Source organism: Curtobacterium sp. UCD-KPL2560 (assembly GCF_001705035.1).
Taxonomy (GTDB): domain Bacteria; phylum Actinomycetota; class Actinomycetes; order Actinomycetales; family Microbacteriaceae; genus Curtobacterium.
On the sequence record NZ_MCIG01000041.1, the window covers coordinates 1 to 21,158 of the forward strand.

Here is a 21,158-nt window from a genome sequence, read left to right on the forward strand (position 1 = left end):
CGCGCCAGCCGGGCCCGCGCCAGCCGGGCCGGCGCTCCTGGCGCGCCCGGCGCGCCCCGGCCCGCCTACGGGTGCAGCAGCGCCGCGACGACGACGAGCACCGGCACCGCACCGACCGTCGTGAGCAGCACGACGTCCCGCGCCACCGGGACCGCCGCCCGGTACCGCTGCGCGTAGTTGAACACGTTCTGCGCCGCGGGCAGCGCCCCGAGCGTCGTGAGCACGAACACGTCCTGGTCGTCGAGCCCGAACACGAACCGGGCGACCACGAAGGCCACCGCAGGCATCACCACGAGCTTCAGCCCGGAGGCGACCAGCACGTCGGCCCGGATCGCGGGGTCACGCAGGGGTGCCGCTCCGTGCAGGCTCATGCCGAAGGACAGCAGGACGACGGGCACCGCCGCCGCGCCCACGAGCGAGAACGGCTCGAGCACGGGCGCCGGCAGCTCGACGCGGAACGCCGAGCACAGCAGCCCGACGAGCGAGGCGATGATGATCGGGTTGCGGAACGGCCCGGCGACCCGGCTGCGCCACCCGCCGCCGGAGGCGGTGGCGGCGTCGAGCACGGTCAGGGCCAGGGGCGCGAGCAGCACGAGCTGCAGCAGGATCACCGGCACCACGGCCGTGGCCTGCCCGAGCACGTACACGGCGACCGGCAGCCCGATGTTGTTCGCGTTCACGTAGCCGGAGGCCAGCGCACCGACCGTCGTCGTCGCGACGGAGCGGCGCAGCACCACCCGGAACAGCACCACGGCGACGAGGGCCACGGTCACGGCGCTCACGAGCGACACCCACAGCATCGGGGAGATCAGCGTCTCGATGTGCGCGGTCGCGATGGTGTGGAAGAGCAGGCACGGCATGAGCACGAAGAACGCCAGTCGGCTCATCACGAACTGCGCGTGCGGTCCGAGCAGGCCGGTGCGCCCCACGACGTACCCGGCGGCGATGATCGCGCCGATGATCGCGAACCCGGTCAAGACGCCACCCATCGGGTCCATCCTGACAGGACGTGGCCGGGGCGGGTCCCATGTGAGCCCGCACAGGTCGGAAATGCGCGGGCCGCCCCGGTGGTTCGACGGAGCATGACCGCGACGCCTGCCACGCTCTCCCGTTCGACCGACTCCAGCCAGCCGCTCGTGCCGCTGCTCGAGGAACGCTGGAGCCCCCGTTCCTACGACGAGACCGCGACCATCTCGGACGCGCAGTTCGACGCCGTGCTCGAGGCCGCACGCTGGGCCGCCTCCGCGATGAACCACCAACCGCGCCGCTTCGTCGCCGGCCGCCGGGGCACCGAGACCTTCCGCAAGATCAACGAGAACCTGCTCGGCTTCAACGCCGCCTGGGCGTTCCGCGCGAGCGCACTCGTGGTCGGCATCCTCGAGACCACGACCGAGGACGGCGAGGCACGTCCGTTCGCGCAGTACGACCTCGGCCAGTCGCTCGCCGCCCTCACCGTGCAGGCGCACGCCGAGGGCCTGCACGTGCACCAGATGGCCGGCATCGACGCCGAGGGCCTCCGCGCCGCGTTCGACCTGCCCGAGCGGTTCCTGCCGTACACGGTCACGGCGATCGGCACCGTCGCGGACCCGTCGCAGCTCGACGAGAAGGCCGCCGAGCGCGAGACCGCCCCGCGCACGCGCCTGCCCCTCGACGAGGTCGTGCTCGTCAAGGAGTAGCCGTCACCGGGCAGGCGCCCGCCGGCCAGCCGAGCACCCCGAGCCCGCACCCCGCGGTCGGCTTCCCGCACGCTCCGGAGGCCGACCGCGGGGTGCGCCGCCGTCGTGGCAGGATCGAGGGCATGACCACGCCCCGCCTCGTCGCCTTCGACCTCGACGACACCCTCGCCCCGTCGAAGTCCCCGCTCGACCCGCGCATGCTCGAGACCTTCGCGTCGCTGTTGACCGCCGTCCCGGTCGCGGTCATCTCCGGCGGCAACTTCCAGCAGTTCGAGCAGCAGCTCGTCACCCCGCTCCGCGCCCGTGACGACCTGCCGCTCGACGACCTGCACCTGCTGCCGACCTGCGGCACCGCGTACTACCGCTGGTCCGGGTCGGACTGGGCCCTGCAGTACGCCGAGGACCTGACCGACGACGAGAAGTCCCGCGCGCTCACCGCCGTCGAGTCCGTCGCGAAGGCGAACGGGTACTGGGAGTCCGAGACCTGGGGGGACATCCTCGAGGACCGCGGCTCGCAGATCACCTTCTCGGCCCTCGGGCAGTCCGCCCCGGTGGACGTGAAGAAGCAGTGGGACCCGACGGGCGAGAAGAAGGACCACCTGCGTCGCCTGGTCCAGGCCGAGCTGCCCGACCTCGAGGTCCGCTCCGGCGGGTCCACGAGCGTCGACATCACCCGCAAGGGCATCGACAAGGCGTACGGCATGCGCCGCCTCTCCGAGATCACCGGCATCGCGCTCGACGAGATGCTGTTCGTCGGCGACCGCCTCGACCCCGAGGGCAACGACTACCCGGTCAAGGCCCTCGGCGTGCCCTGCCACGCGGTCGAGGGCTGGGAGGACACCGACGCGTTCCTGACGGAGCTCACCCCGACGCTGCGCTGACGCGCACCGGGACGGACGGGAGGCGCGGTGCCAGCCGGCACCGCGCCTCCCGTCCGTCCGCCGGTCACGTCGCGGACGCGACCCGGCACGCTCAGGGGATGCTGCGGACCGCCTCGACGAACGAGCGGATCTTCGCGACGTCCTTGACGCCGCGCTCCGACTCGACACCGCTCGAGACGTCGACCCCGTCGGGGTCCAGTGCCTCGACCGCGGCGACGACGTTCGCGGGGGTCAGCCCGCCGGCGAGGATCCAGGCCTCGTCGATCCTGCCGGCGACGGTGGTCGGGTCGACCAGGTGCCCGCTCCCGGGCACGGCGGCGTCGATGAGCAGCAGGTCGTGGTCGTAGGCGGCACGCTGCTCGGTGGTCTCGCGGAGGTAGTCCTCGGCGGCGACCGCACGGATCGTGAAGAAGCCGGCGTCGCGGGCACGGGCGAAGTCGCTCGCCGACTCGCGGCCGTGCAGCTGCAGGGTGGTGAGCCCGACCTCGGAGGCGATGCCGACGACCTCGTCGATCGCCTGGTCGCGGAACACCCCGACGGCGTCGATGCCGTCCGGCACCCGCTCGACGAGCTCCTTGGCGAGGTCCGCGGTCACCGTGCGGGGACTGCCCGCGGCGAAGACGAACCCGACCGCGTCGGCACCCGCGTCGATCGCGGCGTCCACGGTCTCGGGCGTGGAGAGCCCGCAGATCTTGATCCAGCGCTGGTCGGTCATGGACCCATCCTGCCAGGGCTGCCGGGGGCTAGTGCAGCGTGCCGGCCACGTACGCGGCGACGCACGCGGCGAGCACCCCGAAGGCCGCGAAGGACCCGACGAGCACGTTCCTGCGACGCCAGCGCCGGACGGCGGTGAACGTGCCGCGCTTGGCGTGCCGACGTGCGGCGCGGTGCAGCTTGTGGGCGTGCTTGTGCTTCTCGCGGTCGGGGCCGAGCGGCACCGGACCGGTGACCTGCGTCGAGCCGCCGCGCAGGGCGTTGGCGACGGCCACCGCGGTCGGGCGGCGGGACGGGTCGCGGTGCGTCATCTTGGCGAGCAGGTCGTGCCAGTCCGCGCCGACGCGCTCGGGGACGACGGGGTCGTGCCGGAGGCGGGCGAGAGCCGCCTCGATCAGGGTGCCGGAGTACTCCTGCTTGCCGGTCAGCGACTCGAGGAGCACGAGGCCGAGCGAGTACACGTCGGTCGCGAAGCCGATCGGCTCCCCGGCGACCTGCTCGGGGCTGAGGTACGCCGCCGTGCCGATGATCGTGCCGTCGTTCGTCAGTCGCGAGCCGTCGACGAAGTGCGCGACGCCGAAGTCGGTGAGCTTGACCGACCGGGCGAACCCGGAGGCGCCCTCGTCGTTGATGAGGATGTTCGCCGGCTTGACGTCCCGGTGCACGATGCCGCGCGAGTGCACGTAGGCCAGGGCGTCGGCGAGCTGGGCGCCGAGGTCGGCCACCTCGTAGTTGTGCAGCGCACCGCCCGCGAGCCGCCGGAGCAGCGTCGTGTCCGCGATGAGCTCCATCACGATGTACCGGTGCGGACCGTCCTCGAACTCGTGCGTGCCGGCGTCGTAGAGCGGGACGAGGCCCGGGTGCGACAGCATGCTGAGCAGGCGGATCTCGCGCTCCTGGCGGACCCGGTCGGCGGTCGTCATCGAGTCGGGCGTGGCGAACATCTTCACCGCGACGGCACGGTAGGTGTGCTCGTCGCGTGCCTCGTACACGGAACCCATGCCGCCGGTGCCGATGAGCTTCACCAGGCGGTACCGCCCGGCGAGGACCGTGTCAGCTCGGGCGCTGTCGACCAGGGTCATGGGGCACTTCGATCAGTCGTCGGTCATCGGGGATCCGCGGCAACTGCCGCAAGGTGACCTGTCGTCAACGGTACGCGTCCCACCCGCGTCCCGCAGGGGCGTTACGACATCGTGATGGGGGACAGAACCGCGTCGCTCCGCGGAAGTACCGGGGTACAGTCCGGGCTCACGACCACGCAGGACTACGCAAGGAGGACATCATGGCGCTGTCGAAGGGCGACGAGGTGCACTGGAACACCTCGCAGGGCACCACCACGGGCACCGTCGTCGAGAAGAAGACGAAGGACTTCACGTTCGAGGGGCAGCACTTCACGCCGACGGACGACGACCCGTACTGGATCGTCGAGTCGGAGAAGTCCGGCAACAAGGCCGCCCACAAGGAGTCGGCCCTCACGAAGAAGTGACCCGTCAGTCGTCCGCGGTCGTCGCGCGACGGCGACCGTGGACGGCTGCCGCGGGCTCGTCCTCGCGTCGCTCGGCGGTCGGCTCGTCCCGATCGTGCTGCAGCCCGGCGCTCGCCTCGTCCCGACCGGCTCGCCGCTGGCCGGCACTCACCTCGTCCCGACCGGCTCGCCGCTGGGCCCGTGCCCGGCGGACGCGACGCACCACGAACGTGACCACGACGACCGCGATCGCGGCGTAGAGCACCCGGTCGATCCACTCGGTGTACTGCTCGACCTTGTCGTACTGGGTCCCGAACGCGGCGCCGAGCAGCACGAGGGCACTGTTCCAGATGCCGCTCGCGATGATCGTGAACAGCGAGAACGTGCCGAGGTGCATCCGGTCGGCGCCGGCGGGCAGCGAGATCAGGCTGCGGACGATCGGCACGAACCGGCCGAAGAACACCGCGCTCCGACCGTGCCGGTGGAACCAGTCGGCGGCCTTGCGGAAGTCGTCCTCGTCGACGAGGGGCAGCTTGCCGAGCCAGCGCACCGTCCGCTCGAAGCCGATCACCGCGCCGAGCCAGTAGAGCACGAGCGCCCCGAGGTACGAGCCGAGCGTCGCGAGCAGCAGCACGAGCACCAGGTTCATCCGCCCGGCCCCCGCGAGGAACCCGGCGAGCGGCAGGATCACCTCGGACGGGATCGGCGGGAAGACCGTCTCGACGAAGAGCATGACCGCCACGCCCCACTCCCCCAGGGCGTCGATCACCTGCAGGACGAAGCCGGACAGGCCGCCGAGGTCCTCGGTCCCCGTCGCCCCCTGGGCCGCGCGCACGGTCGTGGTGGGCAGGGTCGGCGGCAGCGTGGGGGCGGTCGTCATGGGTCCACTCTGTCTGAGCGTCCTGTCAGATCCCGACACGCGACCTGGACGTGCGCCGAGGAGACAGGCAGGGGCGCCGACGGACCGGCCCGCGTGGCGTCGCTGAGGCGACCCCGGACGGACGGGAGGCGCGGTGCCCGCTGGCACCGCGCCTCCCGTCCGTCAGGTGGTGACGACCGTCAGACCGCCGCCGGAGCGCGCTGACCGACCGTCTCGCCGGCCACCGCCGCCTCGTGGGCGGCCGCGGCGTCCGCCGCGGGGGCACGGCGCACCCACTTCTTCAGGGCGACGAGCACCAGCGCGGAGACCACCGTGCCGGCCAGGATCGCGAGCACCCAGACCAGGAACGAGTCGATCGCGAAGAACACGAACACGCCACCGTGCGGGGCCCGCGAGGTCACACCGGCGGCCATCGACAGCGCGCCCGTGACCGCGGCACCGACCATCGACGCCGGGATGACCCGCAGCGGGTCGGCGGCGGCGAACGGGATCGCACCCTCCGAGATGAACGACGCACCGAGCAGCCACGCGGCCTTGCCGTTCTCACGCTCCGGCTTCGTGAAGCCCTTGCGGTACAGGACGGTCGAGGCGAGCGCGAGGGCCAGCGGCGGGACCATGCCCGCGGCCATCACGGCGGCCATGATCTCGAACGGCACGACGTTGGACGCGGTGCCGGCACCGAGCCCGGCGACGGCGAACGAGTAGGCGACCTTGTTCACCGGGCCACCGAGGTCGAACGCCATCATCAGGCCGAGGATGATGCCGAGCAGGACCACCGAGGCGCCGTTGAGCGAGTTGAGCCACGCGGTGAGCTCCGTCATGAGCCAGGCGATCGGGCCGCCGAGCACGAGGAGCATGAGCCCCGAGGCGATGATCGAGGCGAACAGCGGGATGATCACGACCGGCATGAGGCCGCGGAGCCAGCGCCAGGTCGGGATGCGCCCGATCCAGTACGCGGCGGCACCGGCGATGAGACCACCGACGAGCCCGCCGAGGAAGCCGGCGTTCATGAACACGGCGATCGAGCCGGCGACGAAGCCGGGCGCGATGCCGGGTCGGTCGGCCATGGCGTACGCGATGTACCCGGCCAGGGCGGCGACGAGGAACCCGAGGGACACCCCGCCGATCTGGAACGCGGCGGCACCGAGGTAGTACGCCAGTCCCTCGGGCGGCAGGTTCAGCAGCGTGTAGTTCGTCAGCGTGTAGACGGCGTTGTTCTGGCCGGAGTCGCCGTGCTGCAGCGCGATGCCGTAGCCGGAGAGCAGGAAGCCGAGCGCGATCAGGAGTCCGCCGCCCGCGACGAACGGGATCATGTAGCTGACGCCGGTCAGCAGCCAGCGCTTGAGGGCCTGGCCGAAGTGCTCGTCCGCCGTGTTCGACTCGGCGGTCGTCGCGGCACCGCCCTGCACGCGTGCGGCGTTCGGGTCGTCGGCGGCACGGAGGGCCTCGGCGATCATCTTGTCCGGCTCGTCGACACCGCGCTTGACGGGTCCGGAGACGAGCGGCTTGCCGGCGAAGCGTGCGCGGTCGCGGACGTCCACGTCGACCGCGAACACGACGGCGTCGGCACGGGCGATCAGTGCGGGGTCGAGCGGCTCGACCTGCGAGGACCCCTGCGTCTCGACGTGCATCTCGGCACCGGCGCGCTCGGCCGCGGCGACGAGGGCGTCGGCGGCCATGTACGTGTGCGCGATGCCGGTCGGGCACGCGGTGACGCCGACGATGACCTTGCGGGCACCGGTCCCGGCCGTCGTGGACGTCGGGGCCGCGGCGGCGGGAGCTGCGGGGGCGGCGCCGACGCCGGCCTCGGCGACCTCGCCGCCGACCTCGCGCTGCACCAGGTCCACGACGTCCTGCGGGGTCGCGGCGGCGCGGAGCGCGGCGGTGAAGTCGTCGCGGATGAGCGCCCGGGCGAGGGTCGACAGGACCGTCAGGTGGTCCTTGTCGGCACCCTCGGGCACGGCGATCATGAAGACGATGTCCGCGTCGCCGTCCGGTGCACCGAACGGCACCTTCCGGGCCAGGCGGGAGAACGCCAGCGTCGGGCTCGAGACCGAGGCCGACCGGGCGTGCGGGATCGCGATGCCGCCGGGGACGCCGGTGCCGACGCTCGCCTCGCGCTTGATCGCGTCGTCGGCGAGGGCGGCACCGTCGGCCGCGCGGCCGGTGGCGGCGACGCGGTCGGCGAGCACGCGGATGACGTCGGACGACGTCCCGCCGAGGTCCTCGTCGAGGCCGACGAGCTCGGCGCTGATGAGGCGCTGCGTCGTGTCTGCGGACATGGGGTTGCTCCTTTGCAGTGGCGCCGTGGCGCGGGCAGTGCTGGTTCGGGTGGTGCTGACGGGGGTGGTGCTGACGGGGGCGGTGCTGCGGTGTCGGTCAGGCGATCGGTTCCGGGACCTGCGACGGGTGCAGGGTCCGGACGGTCACGCTGCCGGGGTCGGTGTGGTCGAGGGCGGGCACGTCGCTGCCGGGGAGCGCCGCAGCGGCGGCTCCGGTGGCGACGGCCTGGGCGAGCCGCTCGGCGGGGGTCGCACCGGCGACCTCGGCGAGCAGGTAGCCGGCGAGCGAGGAGTCCCCCGCGCCGACCGTGGACCGCGCGGTGATGCGCGGTGCCGCGGCGGCGAAGGCCCCCTCGTCCGAGACGAGGACGGCGCCCGCGCTGCCGAGCGTGAGCAGCACGGCGTCGACGTGCTTGTCGCGGAGGCGCTGGGCGGCCACCGCGGCGGCGGCGGGGTCGCGCTCGTAGCCCTCCGGGTCGCCGCCGACGACCTCGGCGAGCTCCTCGGCGTTCGGCTTGACCAGGTCGATGCGCTCCCCGGACTGCAGCAGTGCCGTGAAGGGGACGCCCGACGAGTCGACGGCGATGCGGACCTGGTCCCCGTGCCGCCGGCGGACCGCGCGGACGAGGACCGCGAGCGCGTCGTCCGGGAGCCCGGGCGGCAGCGAGCCTGCGAACACGACCCAGCGTGCGGCCGGTCCGGTCGCGGTGGGCCCGGCGGCGTCGGCGACGAGCGCGGCGAGGTCGTCCAGGCGGCCGGCGAGCGAGGGCCCGGGCTCGTTGAGCTTCGTGGTGGTGCCGGTCGGCTCGGTCACGGTCACGTTCGACCGGAGCGGGGCGCCGATCGGCAGCGCTGCGGTCGGGATGCCACGGGTCGCGAGCCCGAGCAGCACGGGGTCGAGCTCGTCCCCGGGCAGGACCGCGAGGGTGTCGCCGCCGCTGGCCACGACGACCCGGGAGACGTTGACGCCCTTGCCGCCGGGCTCGGCCGTCGTGTGCACGGCACGCTGGACGGCACCGCGCTGCAGCTCCCCGGCGAGCTCGATCGTCCGGTCGAGGGACGGGTTGGGCGTCACGGTGACGATGCGGGTGCTGGCGGTGCTGCCGGTGGCAGCGCTGGTCCGGTTCATGCGACCACGACCTCCACGTCGGCGTCGGCGAGCGCCACGGCGAGGTCCGCCGGGGGCTCCTGGTCGGTGACGAGCGTGTCGATCTCGTCGAGGCGGGCGAAGCGCATGAGCGCCTCGACCCCGTGCTTGGCGGCGTCGGCGAGGACCACGCTGCGGCGGGCGGCGAGCACGTAGGCGCCCTTGACGCCGGCCTCGTACTCGTCGGGGGTGCTCAGGCCGAAGCCCGCGGACAGTCCGTTCGTGCCGACGAAGGCGATGTCGGGCCGGAGCGCCCCGATCTGCTCGACCGTGGCGGTACCGACCGCGGCGCTCGTGACCCCGCGGACGCGGCCGCCGAGCAGGTGCAGCTCGACGTGCTCGCTGTGCTGCAGGGCGGCGGCGATCGGCACGGAGTTCGTGACGACGGTCAGCGTCGCGCCGGGCGTCGCGGGTTCCCAGCGCACGAGCTCGGCGGCGACGGCCGCGCAGGTGGTGCCGGCGTCGAGGGCGATCGAGCCGGTGAAGGTCGGCGGGACCAGGCGCATCGCGGCCCGGGCGATCGCGGTCTTCGCGGTGCCGTGCTGGCCCTCGCGCTCGGCGACGGACAGCTCCACGATGCTCGACCGTCCGACGGGGACGGCTCCCCCGTGCACGCGGCGCAGGACCCCGGCGGTCTCGAGCGCGCCGAGGTCGCGGCGAACGGTCTCGGTGGTGACGTCGAAGTGCTCGGCGAGGTCGGCGACGGACACCCGCCCGGCCGACTGCAGCGCGGCGGCGATGGCGTCCTGCCGCTCCGTTGCGTACATGCCCGAACTCCTTCGTTCCCGTTGGTTTCAGGAACTGTACGTCTGGAAGCCACACGAACGCAACTGTTCCGTCGCAGAACCAACACGAACGCAAACAATGAAGAACTAGCACCTGTTATATTAGATAGATCATGGCTACTCCGACTCCAGCGACGCCGTGGCGGCGCGACATCCAGGGACTCCGAGCCGTCGCGGTGCTCTCGGTCGTGCTGTTCCACCTGCACCTCCCGTGGACCCCGGGCGGTTTCGCTGGAGTCGACGTCTTCTTCGTCGTCTCGGGCTTCCTCATAACGGGCAACCTGCTCCGCGAGCACCGGCAGACGGGGCGCGTCGAGCTGGGGCGGTTCTTCGCACGCCGGTTCGTCAGGCTCGCTCCCGCCGCCGCAGCCACGGTCCTCGTGACGCTGGTGGCGGCGCGGTTCCTGCTCCCGCCGCTCGACCTCCCGGCGCTCCGCATCGACGGAACGGCGTCGCTCGTCGGCGCGGAGAACCTGCGTCTGGCGCTGGCCGGCACCGACTACCTCACCCCGCACGCGGAGTCGCCGTTCCAGCAGTTCTGGTCCCTCGGTGTCGAGGAACAGTTCTACCTCGTCTGGGCGCTCCTCCTGGCAGCTCTGCTCGCACCGGCCCATCTGCGTCGACACGTCGCCCTCGTCACGGCGCTCCTCGCGGCCGCGAGCTTCGTCGCGATGCTGGTCGGCACGGGCGCCAGCGTCCCCTGGACCTTCTTCTCGCCGCTCACCCGCGCGTGGGAGTTCGGTGTCGGAGCGGTGATCGCACTGGTGTCGAGCCGCAGGGCCCCACGGCACGCCACGGCCAGACGGAGCGCGGTGGCCGTCGGAGCAGCACGGGCACTCGGCCTCTGCATGGTCGTCACGGCGGTGCTCGTGTTCGACGAGGAGACGGTCTGGCCGGGATTCGCCACCCTCCTCCCCGTTGCCGGCACGGCCCTCGTCGTCCTCCCGGGACGCGCCACGGGAGATCCGGTGACACGGCTCCTCGCGCTCCGCCCGCTGCGCTGGGTCGGCGACCGTTCGTACTCGATCTACCTCTGGCACTGGCCAGCGCTCGTCCTGCCGGCCCTCGCGGCCGAACGACCCCTCACGTCAGTCGAGCGCCTCGCCGCGGTGCTCGCGACCGTCCTGCTCGCCTGGTCCGGTCACGAGTTCCTCGAACGCCGTATCGCGACGTGGGCACGCGGACGAACACGCCGCTCCGGTGCCGTCCTGGTGTCCGTCGTCGTCGTCGCGGCCGTGGCGGTCCCGACGACGGCGCTGCCGGTCCTGCACGGCCCGGATCCGGTGCGCACGCCGAGCACGTCCGCGGTGCTCGACGGTCCGTGGGCGCCGCGGAGCGTGCCCGCGAACCTCACACCGACGCTCGCGGGAGCCGCCGCCGACGTCCCCGAGCCATACCGCACCGGGTGCCACAACGGGTTCGGCGACGTCCGGGTACACCCCTGCCGCTTCGGTGGTCAGGGGCCGAGCACCGTGCTGTTCGGCGACTCACACGCCGCGCAGTGGACGTCGCCGCTCGCGGAACTGACGGAGAGCGACGGCGGGACCCTGCTCACCTTCACGAAGTCGTCGTGCCCGAGCGCGGACCTCACGGTCCGTCCGGTCGAGCTCGGCCGCCCGTACCGCGAATGCGACGTGTGGCGCGAATCCGTGCTCCGCCGGATCGAGTCGATCCGCCCGGCAATGGTGGTCGTCTCGAACGCGTCCAACGGGTACCGGACGGACGCGGACGCGGTGCAGTGGCGGGCCGCGCTGCAGCGGACCGTCGACCGGATCCGGCACACCGGTGCGCAGGTCGTGGTGATGGGCGACACACCGAACTGGGCCACCCCGCCCGGCCGCTGCCTGTCCGAGCGTTTGTCCGACGTCACGGCCTGCTCGGCTACCACCACCGAGCTCGTGCGCGCAGACCGCCGCGAGGCCGACGAGGACGTCGCGGTGGCGTCCGGAGCGACCTTCGTCGACCCGGTCCCGTGGCTCTGCGGCACCCGGTGCGAGCCCGTCCTCTGGAACGTCCTGGTCTACCGCGACGGCAACCACGTCACCGACCAGATGGCTCGGACGCTCGCACCGCGGCTCCGCGCTTCACTGGAGGGGGCCTCCGAGCGGTGACACGAACGCAGGAACGCCCGCCCCACCGGAGCGGGACGGGCGACGGTGCGTGCGGGATCAGGAGTCGAAGGGCACCCGGTCGCTCGACCCGACGCCGGCCCGCTGCCGGTACGACAGGTGCCCGCCGAGGTACCCGCCGACCCCGACGACCGCCAGGCCGACGAACCCGAGGGCCTTGCCAGCGGCGGTGTTGCCCTTCCGGCGCTGCCACCACGACAGCCCGAAGAACGTGATGCCGACCCAGTTCACGGCCTGGTGCACCCACCCGGTGCGGCGCTGCTCGAGGGACAGCTCGGCCCAGTCGACGTAGCCCGCCATCGAGGCGCTCCCGGCCGAGGCGATCCCGACGCCGGTGAGGGTCTGGGCCGCGCGAGCGTTCCCCTTCCCCCCGATCGTGTCGAGGACGGCCGCCGAGATCCAGGCGCCGAGCGGCACCTGCACCATCAGCGGGTGCAGCGGGTGACCGATCGGCACGCCGTGCAGCAGCTGGCGCAGCGCCTTCGGCTTGGCGATCGCGCGGACGGCGCGGGTGTCGAGGTCGACGGCCTTGTCGAGCACGCTCGCGTGCTCGATGGAGTCGGTGAGGCGACGCAGCAGGGGCAGCTCAGGCATGTCCTGGACGGTAGGCCTGGAGGCCCGGTGCCGGTTCCAGGAACCGGCAGCGGGCCTCCAGGCGGTCGCGCTGGGCGGATGCGGCGACCTCCTCGCGCTCGCCTCAGACGGCCGCGAGGGCCGACGTCGGCGGGATGCGCGCGGCGCGCGCGGCCGGGTACAGCCCGGACACCCCGCCGATGACGATCGTCGCGCCGAGGCCGCCCGCGACCGCCCAGAGCGGCACCGCGACCGGCCAGTGCTGGCTGATCGCGAAGGCGGCGGTCACGCCGACGCCGACGACCACCCCCGCCACGCCGCCGAGCGTCGACAGCAGCAGGGACTCCACGAGGAACTGGTCCCGGATGTGCCGTCGCCGCGCGCCGAGCGCCCGCCGGACACCGACCTCGGCGCGTCGTTCGAGGACCGTGATCACCATCGTGTTCGCGACGCCGATGCCGCCGACCAGCAGCGCCACACCGCCGATGCCGACCAGGAGCCCGGTGAACGAGTCGTCGGTCGCGTTCTTCGCGGCCAGGGCGTCCGAGGGCCGGGTGACCCCGACCTCGGTCGGTGCGAGCGGCGAGACCGCACGGGCGAGGCGGTCCCGGACCGCCGCGACCTGCTCGGGGTCGACGCGGGTGTAGACCGCGCTCGGGTGCCCGTCGAAGCCGAGGTCCGCCGCGGTGCCACGCGGCACGAAGACGCTGTTGTCCAGGTCCGGGGCGAGTTCGAGCGGGGCGAGGATCCCGACGACCTGCACCCAGCGGCCGCCCGTCCAGACGCGGGTGTCGGGGTCCACCGCGTCGATGCCGAGCGCCGTCGCGGCCTCAGCACCGAGCACCACCTGGTCGGGGGCGTCGGCGCCCGGGTCGACCCAGCGTCCGTCGGCGAGCCGCCCGCCGAGGACCTCGGGCACGTCGCCCCACGTCGCCATCACCTGGATGCCGCGCGACTCCCCCTCCGGCACCAGTGCGTTGCGATACACGTGCGCACCCTTGACCGTCCCGACGCCCGCGGCGCGCTCGACGGCGCGCTGCCGTGCGACCGAGTCCACCGAGGTGGGCGGCAGCGGCGTCGACTCGCCGAAGGACTGCGCCTCGGTGACGGTCAGGACGTTGGTCCCGAGTGCGTCGAGCACCCGGTCCAGCTCGGCCTTGCTCGAGCTCGAGATCCCGACGACCGCGATCATCGCCGCGATGCCGATCGCGATGCCGAGCGCGGACAGGACCACACGGGTCGGACGGGTGCGGAGGCCGAACACGCCGAGGCGGAGCAGGTCGCCGAGCCCGACGCGGGAGCGGACGGCCCCGGCGCGGGACCCGACGGCCCCGGCGCCGGACCCGACGGCCCCGGCGCTGGACCGGACGGCCCCGGCGCTCACCGCGCACCTCCCGCGATCGCGTCGGCCAGGCTCCTGGCGTCCCCGCCCGTGCTGTCCTGCTGCACCTGGCCGTCGCGCATCCGCACCTGCCGGGGCAGGTCGGCGGCGAGGTCCAGGTCGTGGGTGATCACGAGCACGGTGGTGCCCTCCTCGTTGAGCTCGTGGAGCAGGTCGAGGATCGCGCCGCCGGTCGCCGTGTCGAGCGCGCCGGTCGGCTCGTCGGCGAGCAGGATCGTCGGTTCGCCGACGATCGCCCGGGCGATCGCGACCCGCTGCTTCTCGCCGCCCGACAGCTGGCCGGGACGGTGCCCCGCGCGGCGACCGAGGCCGACCCGTTCGAGCGCCCGGACCGCACGCTCGTGCCGCTCGGACCGGGACACCCCGGCGTACAGCAGGCCGTCGGCGACGTTCTCGGCCGCGGTGGCACCGGGCTGCAGGTGGAAGTGCTGGAAGACGAACCCGATGTGGTCGGCCCGGAGCACGGACAGTGCGTCGTCGGACATCCGGTCCACCGCGTTGCCGGCGATCGTCACCGTCCCGGAGGTCGGACGGTCGAGCGTCCCGATGATGTTGAGCATCGTCGACTTGCCCGAGCCGGACGGGCCGACGACCGCGACGAGCTCCCCGTGGTCCACCTCGAGCGACACCCCGCGCAGGGCCTGGACCTCGCCGTACGACTTCACGACGTCCTGCAGCGACAGGACGGGCGACGGGGCGTGGTCGGCCGCGGACGGGGCGGCCAGCGTGCGTGTCGGGTGCCGGTCGGGCCCGGGGGCCGGACGACGGGTGGACGCCATCACGGCACCACCACCCGGTCACCCTCGGCGACGTCGCCCGTCACCGCTGCCCGGCCGGAGGCCACGAACCCGACCCGGACCGGGACGCGCTTCGTGGTGCCGTCGCGCCGCACCACGTCGACGGCGAACGCATCGGCGGTGCTGCCGGCGAGCAGTGCGGACACCGGGACGCTGAGCACGTCCCGCTCGGCCTGCCCCTCGGCCTCGATGCGGGCCGAGGCGGCCGCGGGCAGCTGCCGGTCGCCCGGGTCGAAGCTGATCGTCACCGCGACGCTCGTCGTCCCGTCGTCGCCCTTGGTGGGCTCGTTGTCGACGACCTGCCCCTCGAGCGGATCGCCCGTGCCGTTCACGAGCAGCCGGACCGTCGTGCCGACGACCATCCGCTCGGCGTCACGCTGCGGGACCGTGGCGGTCACGACGCGCTTCGTGCTCGTGACCTGCAGCAGGTCACCCGCCGGCGGCTGACCGAGGACCCCGGTGACGGATTCGACGCGGACGTCGCCGTCGACGAAGACGACGTCGTTCGTCGTGATCGTCCCCGTCACCTCGAGCCCCCGGTCCTTCTGCCACCGCTGCACCGCCCGCTCCGTCCGGGGGCCGAACGTCCGGTCGACGGCGACGTCGTAGCCGAGCGCCGCGAGGTTCTCGTTGAGCTGCTGCACGTCGTCGCCCTTGCGCCCGCGCTCGAGCGTGCGCCACATCGGCGTCGCGCCGACCATCGCCCGGACGGGACGTTCGTCGACCGCGTAGAGCGGCTCGTCGCGGTGGACGACCTGGCCCGGCTTCGGCAGCCAGGTCAGCGTGCCGGACGCCGCACCGGGTACGCCGGTCGGTTTGCCGTACCCGAGCGAGCCCGAGAAGGTCTTCGTGTCGACGAGGTCGCCCTTCGTCACCGGCGCGGTCTCGTGGTGCCGCTGGGCCGTGGACTCCGCCGACGCGGGCGTCGACGACGGCAGGCTCGTGAGTGCCCACCCACCGACCCCGGCGCCGAGGACCGCGACGACGGCCGCCGCGACGACGAGCTTCCGGCTGCTGCGCCGCGCGGTCACTCGCCCTGCTCCTTCTGGTCCTCCGCGGCGATCTCGCTGGAGCACTTGTCCACGGCTGCGTCGGCGGCCGGGTTGCGCTCGAGGATCGGAGCGCGCGCATCGACGTCGTCCGGGAAGTCCGCGATGCCCTCTCGCCGCACGCACGCCGCGACCTCGGCGTCCCACGCGTCGAGCTCGGCGTCGGACCGGGGCTTCGCCGAACCCGCCGCACCGTCGCCGCTGTCGCGCAGGCACTGCTGCAGGTCCTGCTGGAACTGCGCGGCGTCGGCGCCCTGCGGGATCCGCAGTTCGAGGTGCTCCTTCGTGTCCTGGTCCGGGTAGTCGTAGCCCTTCTCCCGCAGGCAGCTCTCGTACCCGCCCGTGCCGGCGGCGTTCGTGCCGCCGGCGGCGTTCGTGCTGCCGCCCGACGGCTGCCCGGCGGTGGAGCACCCGGCCAGGGTGCCCGCGAGCACCAGGAGCCCGGCGGCGATCGTGGTGCTGGTGGTGGTGCGCTTCGTCATGTCGCTCTCTCTGTTCGTGCGCGTGCGTGCTGTTCGTGCGCGTGCGTGCGGGCTCGGAGCCGGGTCAGCCGACCTGCTGCTGCTTCGTGTCGGACGAGAACTCGGCCAGGCACGCGGACACGGTCTGCTGGAAGCCGTCCTCCGACGACCGGGGGTACGACTGGAAGTCCAGAGCCCCCGGTCGCTGCTCGGGCAGGTCCGGGTAGCCGTGCTCACGGATGCAGTCCGCGACCTCGGCGTACTCCCGTTCCCACCGCTGCTTGTCCGCGGTGCTCGCCCCCGTCACGCCGAGCGACTCGGCGCACTCCTTCGATGCGCGCGCGAACGCCTCCTGGTCGACGCCGTCCGGTGTCGTGACGGCCCCGGACCGGACGGCGTCGTCCTGGGGGTCGGTCACGTCGAACCCGGCGTCCCGCATGCAGGAGCCCCAGCGTTCGCCGAGACCGGCGGCGGAGGAGGAGGACGTGGACGAGGAGGAGGCCGACGGCGTCGCGGTGCAGGCGGCCAGCGGCAGGGCCAGCCCGGCGGTGAGGACGAGGGCGACCGTTCGGAGTGCGGTGGTGTGCTTCATGTCACCCAGTCCAGCGGAGCGGGCGTTTCGTGCCGGGTGTCCGTCAGGTCACGTCGACGAAACACCGACGCGGATGCGCAGACCACCCTCGGCCAGCGCGTCGATCGCCAGGGCCCAGCCGTGCGCCCGGGCGATCGCGGCGACGATCGACAACCCGAGGCCGCTGTGCCGCCGCACGGCGCGGTCGCCCGAGTCGGGGCATCGCCGGAAGGGCTCGGTCAGCTCGGCCACGACCTCGTCCGGCACGACCGGTCCGGTGTTCTCGACCGTGAGTCCCGCGGCGTCCAGGGCGATCCGGACGGTCCCGCCGGCGCGGTTGTACTCGACGGCGTTGTCGACGAGGTTGAGGACGAGCTGCTGCGTGAGCACGGGTTCCGCGGGCACGACGAGCGACGCCGGGGCGTCCACGGACACGAGCACCCGGACGTCGAGCCCGTCCGCCGCCGCGGAGCAGCCCGTGACGACGTCGTCGACGACGGCACCGAGGTCCACCCGCTCGACCCGGCCGTCCAGACCGCGGTCCGCCTCGGCCAGCACGAGCAGGCTCTCCACCAGGTGTTCGGTGCGACGGTTCTGCTCGAGCAGCTCGTCCCGGACGGCGTCGAGCCGGGGGTCCCCCTCGGGCATCCCGATCTGGAGTGCCGCGCGCTGCACGGCCAGCGGGGTCCGGAGCTCGTGCGACGCCTGGGCCACGAAGTGCCGCTGGCTGTCGAACGCCGCCTCGAGCCGGTCGAGCAGTTGGTCGATCGTCCGCGAGAGCCGACGGAGTTCGTCGTCGGGACCGTCCAGGCCGATCCGCTCGTGCAACGTCGACGCCGAGATGCGGTTCGTGCGGTCGGTGATGCGGTCGACGGGCCGGAGCATCCGACGGCTGACCCACCACCCGAGGACACCGGCGATGCAGCCCGACCCGGCGACGCCGATCGCGGACCACTGCCACTGCGCCTGGGCGACGAGCTGGATGGTCGGGCCGCCGACGGCCACCGACGCGTCGTCGCCCTCGGCACCGGCCGTTGGCCCGTGGACGTCGACCGCGCCCTGCTCGGGCGCCTGGTCCCGGTCCGGCGACGGAGCGTGGCCCTGCCCGTCGTCCCCTCGCCCGTCCGGCTGCCCGTCGTCCCGCTGCCCGTCGTCCCGCTGTCCGTCGGGCGCCTGCCGGACCGACGCGAACGCCGGCTGGTCCGCGACCGACCACAGCGCCGAGACGTTCACGAACGCGAGTACCCCGGCCGTCAGCGCCATCGACGTGAGCGCGAACACGACCGCGGTGCGGGTCCGGATGCTCCACGAACGCATCAGAGCGTGTAGCCCTGCCCGGGGAGCGTCCGGATCGGGTCCGGCTCCCCGAGCTTCCGCCGGAGCTTCGACATCGTCACGCGGACCGCGGTGGTGAACGGGTCGACGTTCATGTCCCAGACCTTCTCGAGGAGTTCCTCGGCCGAGACGATCCGACCCTCGGCGCGCAGCAGGGTCTCGAGCACGCCGAACTCCTTGGCGGTGAGGTCGAGGTGCCGACCGTCCCGCGTCGCGACCCGGCGGTTCGAGTCGAGCAGCAGGCCAGCACGCTCGAGCACCGGCGCGACCGGGGCGACCGCCCGACGGCCCAGTGCCCGGACCCTGGCGACGAGCTCCGGGTACTCGAACGGCTTCGCCAGGTAGTCGTCCGCACCGAGTTCGAGTCCGGCGACGCGGTCGGTCAGCGAGGTCGCCGCCGTGAGCATCAGGATCCGGGTCAGCGAGCCACGCGCGGCGAGCCGCCGAGCGACCTCGTCCCCGTGCACCCCGGGCAGGTCGCGGTCGAGCACGACCACGTCGTAGTCGTTCACGGCGAGCAGTTCGTCGGCGTGGTCGCCACGGTAGGCGACGTCCACCGCCATGTGCTGCTGGGTCAGACCCCTCGCCACGAGGTCGGCGAGGGCGATCTCATCGTCTGCAACCAGGACACGCATCGATACATCACATCCGATGTACCTATGAGTCAGCTTGGATGCTCCCGWCCGTCCGCCGATGCAGTCGACGCGACGCTAACAGGCAGGCAGGAGCGGCCGCCTCTCGACGGCACGCGGCCGTGATGACGGACGGGAGGCGCGGTGCCAGCCGGCACCGCGCCTCCCGTCCGTCCGTGCCCCGTGCGGGCCGCGGCTCACTCCTCGACGATCTCCGCCAGTTCGAACGGCTCGACGGTGAGGCCGTCGCCGCCGTCGGCGACGTCGACGCGCACCGTGTCGCCGTCGCGGACGTCCCCGGCCAGGATCGCGCGCGCCAGCTGGTCGTCGATCTGCCGCTGCATGAGCCGGCGCAGCGGTCGCGCGCCGTACACCGGGTCGTGCCCCCGCTCGGCGAGCCAGGTCCGGGCAGCGGGCGTGACCGCGAGCTCGAGTCGGCGGTCGGACAGCCGCCGCGCGAGCCGGTCGACGTACAGCGAGACGATCTGCCCGAGGTCGTCGGCCGTGAGCGACTGGAACACCACGATGTCGTCGAGACGGTTCACGAACTCGGGTCGGAACGCCTGCTGGACCAGCTCGCGGACCCCCTCCTCGCGCTGCTCGGCGGTGAGTGCCGGGTCGGTCATGAACTGCGACCCGAGGTTCGAGGTCAGCACGAGGATCGTGTTGCGGAAGTCGACCGTGCGGCCCTGCCCGTCCGTCAGGCGGCCGTCGTCGAGCACCTGGAGCAGGACGTCGAACACCTCGGGGTGCGCCTTCTCGACCTCGTCGAGCAGCACGACCGAGTACGGGCGGCGCCGGACGGTCTCGGTGAGCTGGCCGCCGGCCTCGTACCCGACGTAGCCGGGTGGGGCGCCGATGAGCCGCGCGACCGAGTGCTTCTCGCCGTACTCGCTCATGTCGATGCGGACGAGGGCCTTCTCGTCGTCGAACAGGAACTCGGCGAGCGCCTTGGCCAGCTCGGTCTTGCCGACACCGGTGGGGCCGAGGAACAGGAACGAGCCCGTCGGACGGTCCGGGTCGGAGATGCCCGCGCGGGTGCGCCGGACGGCCTCGGACACGGTGCTGACCGCCGCGCGCTGCCCGATGATCCGCCGGCCGAGCTCGGTCTCCAGGTGCAGGAGCTTCTCGGTCTCGCCCTGCAGCAGCCGGCCCATCGGGATGCCGGTCCACTGGGCGATCACGGCGGCGATGTCCTCGTCCGTGACGCTGTCGTTCACCATCCGGTCGGCGCTCTCGGCCTGCTCGGCGGCGGCGAGCTCGGCCTCGATGCGCGGCTTCTCGCCGTACTCCAGCCGCGAGACGGTCTCGTAGTCGGCCTCGCGCTGTGCCCGCTGGCTGCGCATGTTCAGCTCGTCGAGCTCCTGCTTCAGCTCACCGATCCGGTTCAGGCTCGCGCGCTCGGCCTGCCAGCGCCCCTCGAGCTCGTCGAGGCGCTCCTGCCGTCCGGCCAGCTCGTTCCGCAGCGTCTCGAGCCGGGCCTTCGACGCGTCGTCCTTCTCCTGCTTGAGCGCGAACTCCTCGACGCGCAGCCGGTCGACGGAGCGCTTCAGCTCGTCGATCTCGACCGGGCTGGAGTCGATCTCCATGCGCAGACGACTGCCCGCCTCGTCGATCAGGTCGATCGCCTTGTCCGGGAGCTGCCGACCGGAGATGTAGCGGTTCGACAGGCTCGCGGCGGCGACCAGTGCGCTGTCGTTGATGGTCACCTTGTGGTGCGCCTCGTAGCGCTCCTTGAGTCCGCGGAGGATCGCGACGGTGTCCTCGACGCTCGGCTCCCCGACGAACACCTGCTGGAAGCGTCGCTCGAGTGCGGCGTCCTTCTCGATGTACTCGCGGTACTCGTCGAGGGTCGTCGCACCGATGAGCCGCAGCTCGCCGCGGGCCAGCATCGGCTTGAGCATGTTCGAGGCCGCGACCGACCCCTCGCCACCGCCGGCGCCCATGAGGGTGTGCAGCTCGTCGATGAATGTGATGACCTGCCCGTCGGAGTCGTCGATCTCCTTGAGCACGGCCTTGAGCCGCTCCTCGAACTCACCGCGGTACTTCGCGCCCGCGATGAGCGCGGACATGTCGAGCGACACGAGCCGCTTGTCCTTGAGGGAGTCGGCGACGTCACCGGCGACGATCCGCTGCGCGAGCCCCTCGACGACGGCGGTCTTGCCGACGCCGGGCTCGCCGATGAGCACGGGGTTGTTCTTCGTCCGCCGGGTCAGCACCTGCGACACGCGCCGGATCTCGGCGTCGCGGCCGACCACCGGGTCGAGCTTGCCGCTGCGTGCGATCGCGGTGAGGTCGACGCCGTACTGCTCGAGTGCGGTCTTCTGGCGCTCCTGGGAGTCAGGGGCGCCCTGGAGGTTCGCCATGCGTGTCGTCCTT

General features: G+C 72.9%; 20 protein-coding genes. 4 read left to right on the forward strand and 16 right to left on the reverse strand.

Translation table 11 applies throughout. The annotated features are described in order from the left end of the window. Positions 1 to 65 precede the first annotated feature (65 nt). Entirely contained in the window at positions 66 to 989 is a 924-nt protein-coding gene (locus BEP24_RS10405; RefSeq protein WP_065963119.1) for an AEC family transporter, read from the reverse strand. A gap of 93 nt (positions 990 to 1,082) precedes the next feature. Here BEP24_RS10405 and BEP24_RS10410 point away from each other — a divergent pair, with 93 nt between their 5' ends. Both BEP24_RS10410 and BEP24_RS10415 read left to right on the forward strand, forming a co-directional pair. Next, the gene (locus BEP24_RS10410) at positions 1,083 to 1,676 is read left to right on the forward strand and encodes a nitroreductase family protein (protein ID WP_065963081.1); all 594 of its coding nucleotides are present in this window, start codon (positions 1,083 to 1,085) and stop codon (positions 1,674 to 1,676) included. A 122-nt stretch (positions 1,677 to 1,798) separates the two neighbouring features. Then, entirely contained in the window at positions 1,799 to 2,557 is a 759-nt protein-coding gene (locus tag BEP24_RS10415; RefSeq protein WP_065963083.1) for an HAD-IIB family hydrolase, read from the forward strand. Positions 2,558 to 2,648: 91 nt separating this feature from the next. Here BEP24_RS10415 and BEP24_RS10420 read toward each other — a convergent pair whose 3' ends face one another. Then, positions 2,649 to 3,272 carry a phosphoribosylanthranilate isomerase gene (locus BEP24_RS10420; protein ID WP_065963085.1) on the reverse strand — a complete coding sequence of 208 codons (624 nt, stop codon included), beginning with the start codon at positions 3,270 to 3,272 and terminating at the stop codon, positions 2,649 to 2,651. 28 nt (positions 3,273 to 3,300) lie between these two features. Then, positions 3,301 to 4,353: a serine/threonine-protein kinase gene (locus BEP24_RS10425; protein WP_065963088.1), complete on the reverse strand. Its 1,053-nt coding sequence runs from the start codon at positions 4,351 to 4,353 to the stop codon at positions 3,301 to 3,303. Positions 4,354 to 4,553: 200 nt separating this feature from the next. On the opposite strand from BEP24_RS10425, the gene BEP24_RS10430 reads away from it, so the two are divergent. Next, positions 4,554 to 4,757, forward strand: a complete 204-nt coding sequence (locus tag BEP24_RS10430; protein WP_065963091.1) for a DUF2945 domain-containing protein — start codon at positions 4,554 to 4,556, stop codon at positions 4,755 to 4,757. 4 nt (positions 4,758 to 4,761) lie between these two features. Here the strand turns inward: BEP24_RS10430 and BEP24_RS10435 are convergent, their stop codons facing one another. From BEP24_RS10435 to BEP24_RS10450, 4 genes are all read right to left on the reverse strand, one after another. Next, complete coding sequence (locus BEP24_RS10435) at positions 4,762 to 5,616, reverse strand: DedA family protein (protein WP_083230281.1); 855 nt, start codon at positions 5,614 to 5,616, stop codon at positions 4,762 to 4,764. 179 nt (positions 5,617 to 5,795) lie between these two features. Next, positions 5,796 to 7,898, reverse strand: a complete 2,103-nt coding sequence (locus tag BEP24_RS10440) for a fructose-specific PTS transporter subunit EIIC (protein ID WP_065963093.1) — start codon at positions 7,896 to 7,898, stop codon at positions 5,796 to 5,798. Between the two features lie 97 nt (positions 7,899 to 7,995). Next, positions 7,996 to 9,027, reverse strand: coding sequence for a hexose kinase (locus tag BEP24_RS10445; protein WP_065963095.1), 1,032 nt, complete (start codon positions 9,025 to 9,027; stop codon positions 7,996 to 7,998). Then, the gene (locus BEP24_RS10450) at positions 9,024 to 9,812 is read right to left on the reverse strand and encodes a DeoR/GlpR family DNA-binding transcription regulator (protein ID WP_065963097.1); all 789 of its coding nucleotides are present in this window, start codon (positions 9,810 to 9,812) and stop codon (positions 9,024 to 9,026) included. Before BEP24_RS10450 ends, BEP24_RS10445 begins: the two co-directional genes overlap by 4 nt. Positions 9,813 to 9,943: 131 nt before the next feature. On the opposite strand from BEP24_RS10450, the gene BEP24_RS10455 reads away from it, so the two are divergent. Continuing rightward, positions 9,944 to 11,941, forward strand: coding sequence for an acyltransferase family protein (locus BEP24_RS10455; protein WP_065963099.1), 1,998 nt, complete (start codon positions 9,944 to 9,946; stop codon positions 11,939 to 11,941). Between the two features lie 57 nt (positions 11,942 to 11,998). Here BEP24_RS10455 and BEP24_RS10460 read toward each other — a convergent pair whose 3' ends face one another. From BEP24_RS10460 to BEP24_RS10500, 9 genes are all read right to left on the reverse strand, one after another. Then, a complete protein-coding gene (locus tag BEP24_RS10460; protein WP_065963102.1) occupies positions 11,999 to 12,553 on the reverse strand; it encodes a DUF2231 domain-containing protein in 555 nt (184 codons plus the stop codon). Positions 12,554 to 12,656: 103 nt separating this feature from the next. Beyond that, positions 12,657 to 13,916: an ABC transporter permease gene (locus tag BEP24_RS10465; RefSeq protein WP_216093133.1), complete on the reverse strand. Its 1,260-nt coding sequence runs from the start codon at positions 13,914 to 13,916 to the stop codon at positions 12,657 to 12,659. Continuing rightward, positions 13,913 to 14,713, reverse strand: coding sequence for an ABC transporter ATP-binding protein (locus tag BEP24_RS10470; RefSeq protein ID WP_083230282.1), 801 nt, complete (start codon positions 14,711 to 14,713; stop codon positions 13,913 to 13,915). Before BEP24_RS10470 ends, BEP24_RS10465 begins: the two co-directional genes overlap by 4 nt. Continuing rightward, entirely contained in the window at positions 14,713 to 15,762 is a 1,050-nt protein-coding gene (locus tag BEP24_RS10475; RefSeq protein WP_065963106.1) for a peptidoglycan-binding protein, read from the reverse strand. Before BEP24_RS10475 ends, BEP24_RS10470 begins: the two co-directional genes overlap by 1 nt. After that, positions 15,759 to 16,262: a hypothetical protein gene (locus BEP24_RS10480; RefSeq protein ID WP_065963107.1), complete on the reverse strand. Its 504-nt coding sequence runs from the start codon at positions 16,260 to 16,262 to the stop codon at positions 15,759 to 15,761. The genes BEP24_RS10475 and BEP24_RS10480 overlap by 4 nt, the downstream gene beginning before the upstream one ends. A gap of 64 nt (positions 16,263 to 16,326) precedes the next feature. Beyond that, a complete protein-coding gene (locus BEP24_RS10485) occupies positions 16,327 to 16,833 on the reverse strand; it encodes a hypothetical protein (RefSeq protein WP_065963108.1) in 507 nt (168 codons plus the stop codon). 48 nt (positions 16,834 to 16,881) lie between these two features. Then, positions 16,882 to 18,129, reverse strand: a complete 1,248-nt coding sequence (locus tag BEP24_RS10490; RefSeq protein ID WP_065963109.1) for a HAMP domain-containing sensor histidine kinase — start codon at positions 18,127 to 18,129, stop codon at positions 16,882 to 16,884. Then, positions 18,129 to 18,782 (reverse strand): response regulator transcription factor, encoded by a 654-nt coding sequence (locus BEP24_RS10495; protein ID WP_065963111.1) that lies wholly within the window; start codon positions 18,780 to 18,782, stop codon positions 18,129 to 18,131. The genes BEP24_RS10490 and BEP24_RS10495 overlap by 1 nt, the downstream gene beginning before the upstream one ends. Positions 18,783 to 18,976: 194 nt before the next feature. Next, entirely contained in the window at positions 18,977 to 21,145 is a 2,169-nt protein-coding gene (locus tag BEP24_RS10500; protein ID WP_083230283.1) for an AAA family ATPase, read from the reverse strand. Positions 21,146 to 21,158: the final 13 nt, after the last annotated feature.

Bases quoted from the DNA above. Each gene is read 5' to 3' on its own strand.
- BEP24_RS10490 (WP_065963109.1), bottom strand. From the start codon at position 18,129: ATGCGTTCGTGGAGCATCCGGACCCGCACCGCGGTCGTGTTCGCGCTC.
- BEP24_RS10480 (WP_065963107.1), bottom strand. From the start codon at position 16,262: ATGACGAAGCGCACCACCACCAGCACCACGATCGCCGCCGGGCTCCTG.
- BEP24_RS10470 (WP_083230282.1), bottom strand. From the start codon at position 14,713: ATGGCGTCCACCCGTCGTCCGGCCCCCGGGCCCGACCGGCACCCGACA.
- BEP24_RS10425 (WP_065963088.1), bottom strand. From the start codon at position 4,353: ATGACCCTGGTCGACAGCGCCCGAGCTGACACGGTCCTCGCCGGGCGG.
- BEP24_RS10435 (WP_083230281.1), bottom strand. From the start codon at position 5,616: ATGACGACCGCCCCCACGCTGCCGCCGACCCTGCCCACCACGACCGTG.
- BEP24_RS10450 (WP_065963097.1), bottom strand. From the start codon at position 9,812: ATGTACGCAACGGAGCGGCAGGACGCCATCGCCGCCGCGCTGCAGTCG.
- BEP24_RS10405 (WP_065963119.1), bottom strand. From the start codon at position 989: ATGGGTGGCGTCTTGACCGGGTTCGCGATCATCGGCGCGATCATCGCC.
- BEP24_RS10455 (WP_065963099.1), top strand. From the start codon at position 9,944: ATGGCTACTCCGACTCCAGCGACGCCGTGGCGGCGCGACATCCAGGGA.
- BEP24_RS10415 (WP_065963083.1), top strand. From the start codon at position 1,799: ATGACCACGCCCCGCCTCGTCGCCTTCGACCTCGACGACACCCTCGCC.
- BEP24_RS10445 (WP_065963095.1), bottom strand. From the start codon at position 9,027: ATGAACCGGACCAGCGCTGCCACCGGCAGCACCGCCAGCACCCGCATC.
- BEP24_RS10420 (WP_065963085.1), bottom strand. From the start codon at position 3,272: ATGACCGACCAGCGCTGGATCAAGATCTGCGGGCTCTCCACGCCCGAG.
- BEP24_RS10500 (WP_083230283.1), bottom strand. From the start codon at position 21,145: ATGGCGAACCTCCAGGGCGCCCCTGACTCCCAGGAGCGCCAGAAGACC.
- BEP24_RS10410 (WP_065963081.1), top strand. From the start codon at position 1,083: ATGACCGCGACGCCTGCCACGCTCTCCCGTTCGACCGACTCCAGCCAG.
- BEP24_RS10460 (WP_065963102.1), bottom strand. From the start codon at position 12,553: ATGCCTGAGCTGCCCCTGCTGCGTCGCCTCACCGACTCCATCGAGCAC.
- BEP24_RS10485 (WP_065963108.1), bottom strand. From the start codon at position 16,833: ATGAAGCACACCACCGCACTCCGAACGGTCGCCCTCGTCCTCACCGCC.
- BEP24_RS10430 (WP_065963091.1), top strand. From the start codon at position 4,554: ATGGCGCTGTCGAAGGGCGACGAGGTGCACTGGAACACCTCGCAGGGC.
- BEP24_RS10440 (WP_065963093.1), bottom strand. From the start codon at position 7,898: ATGTCCGCAGACACGACGCAGCGCCTCATCAGCGCCGAGCTCGTCGGC.
- BEP24_RS10495 (WP_065963111.1), bottom strand. From the start codon at position 18,782: ATGCGTGTCCTGGTTGCAGACGATGAGATCGCCCTCGCCGACCTCGTG.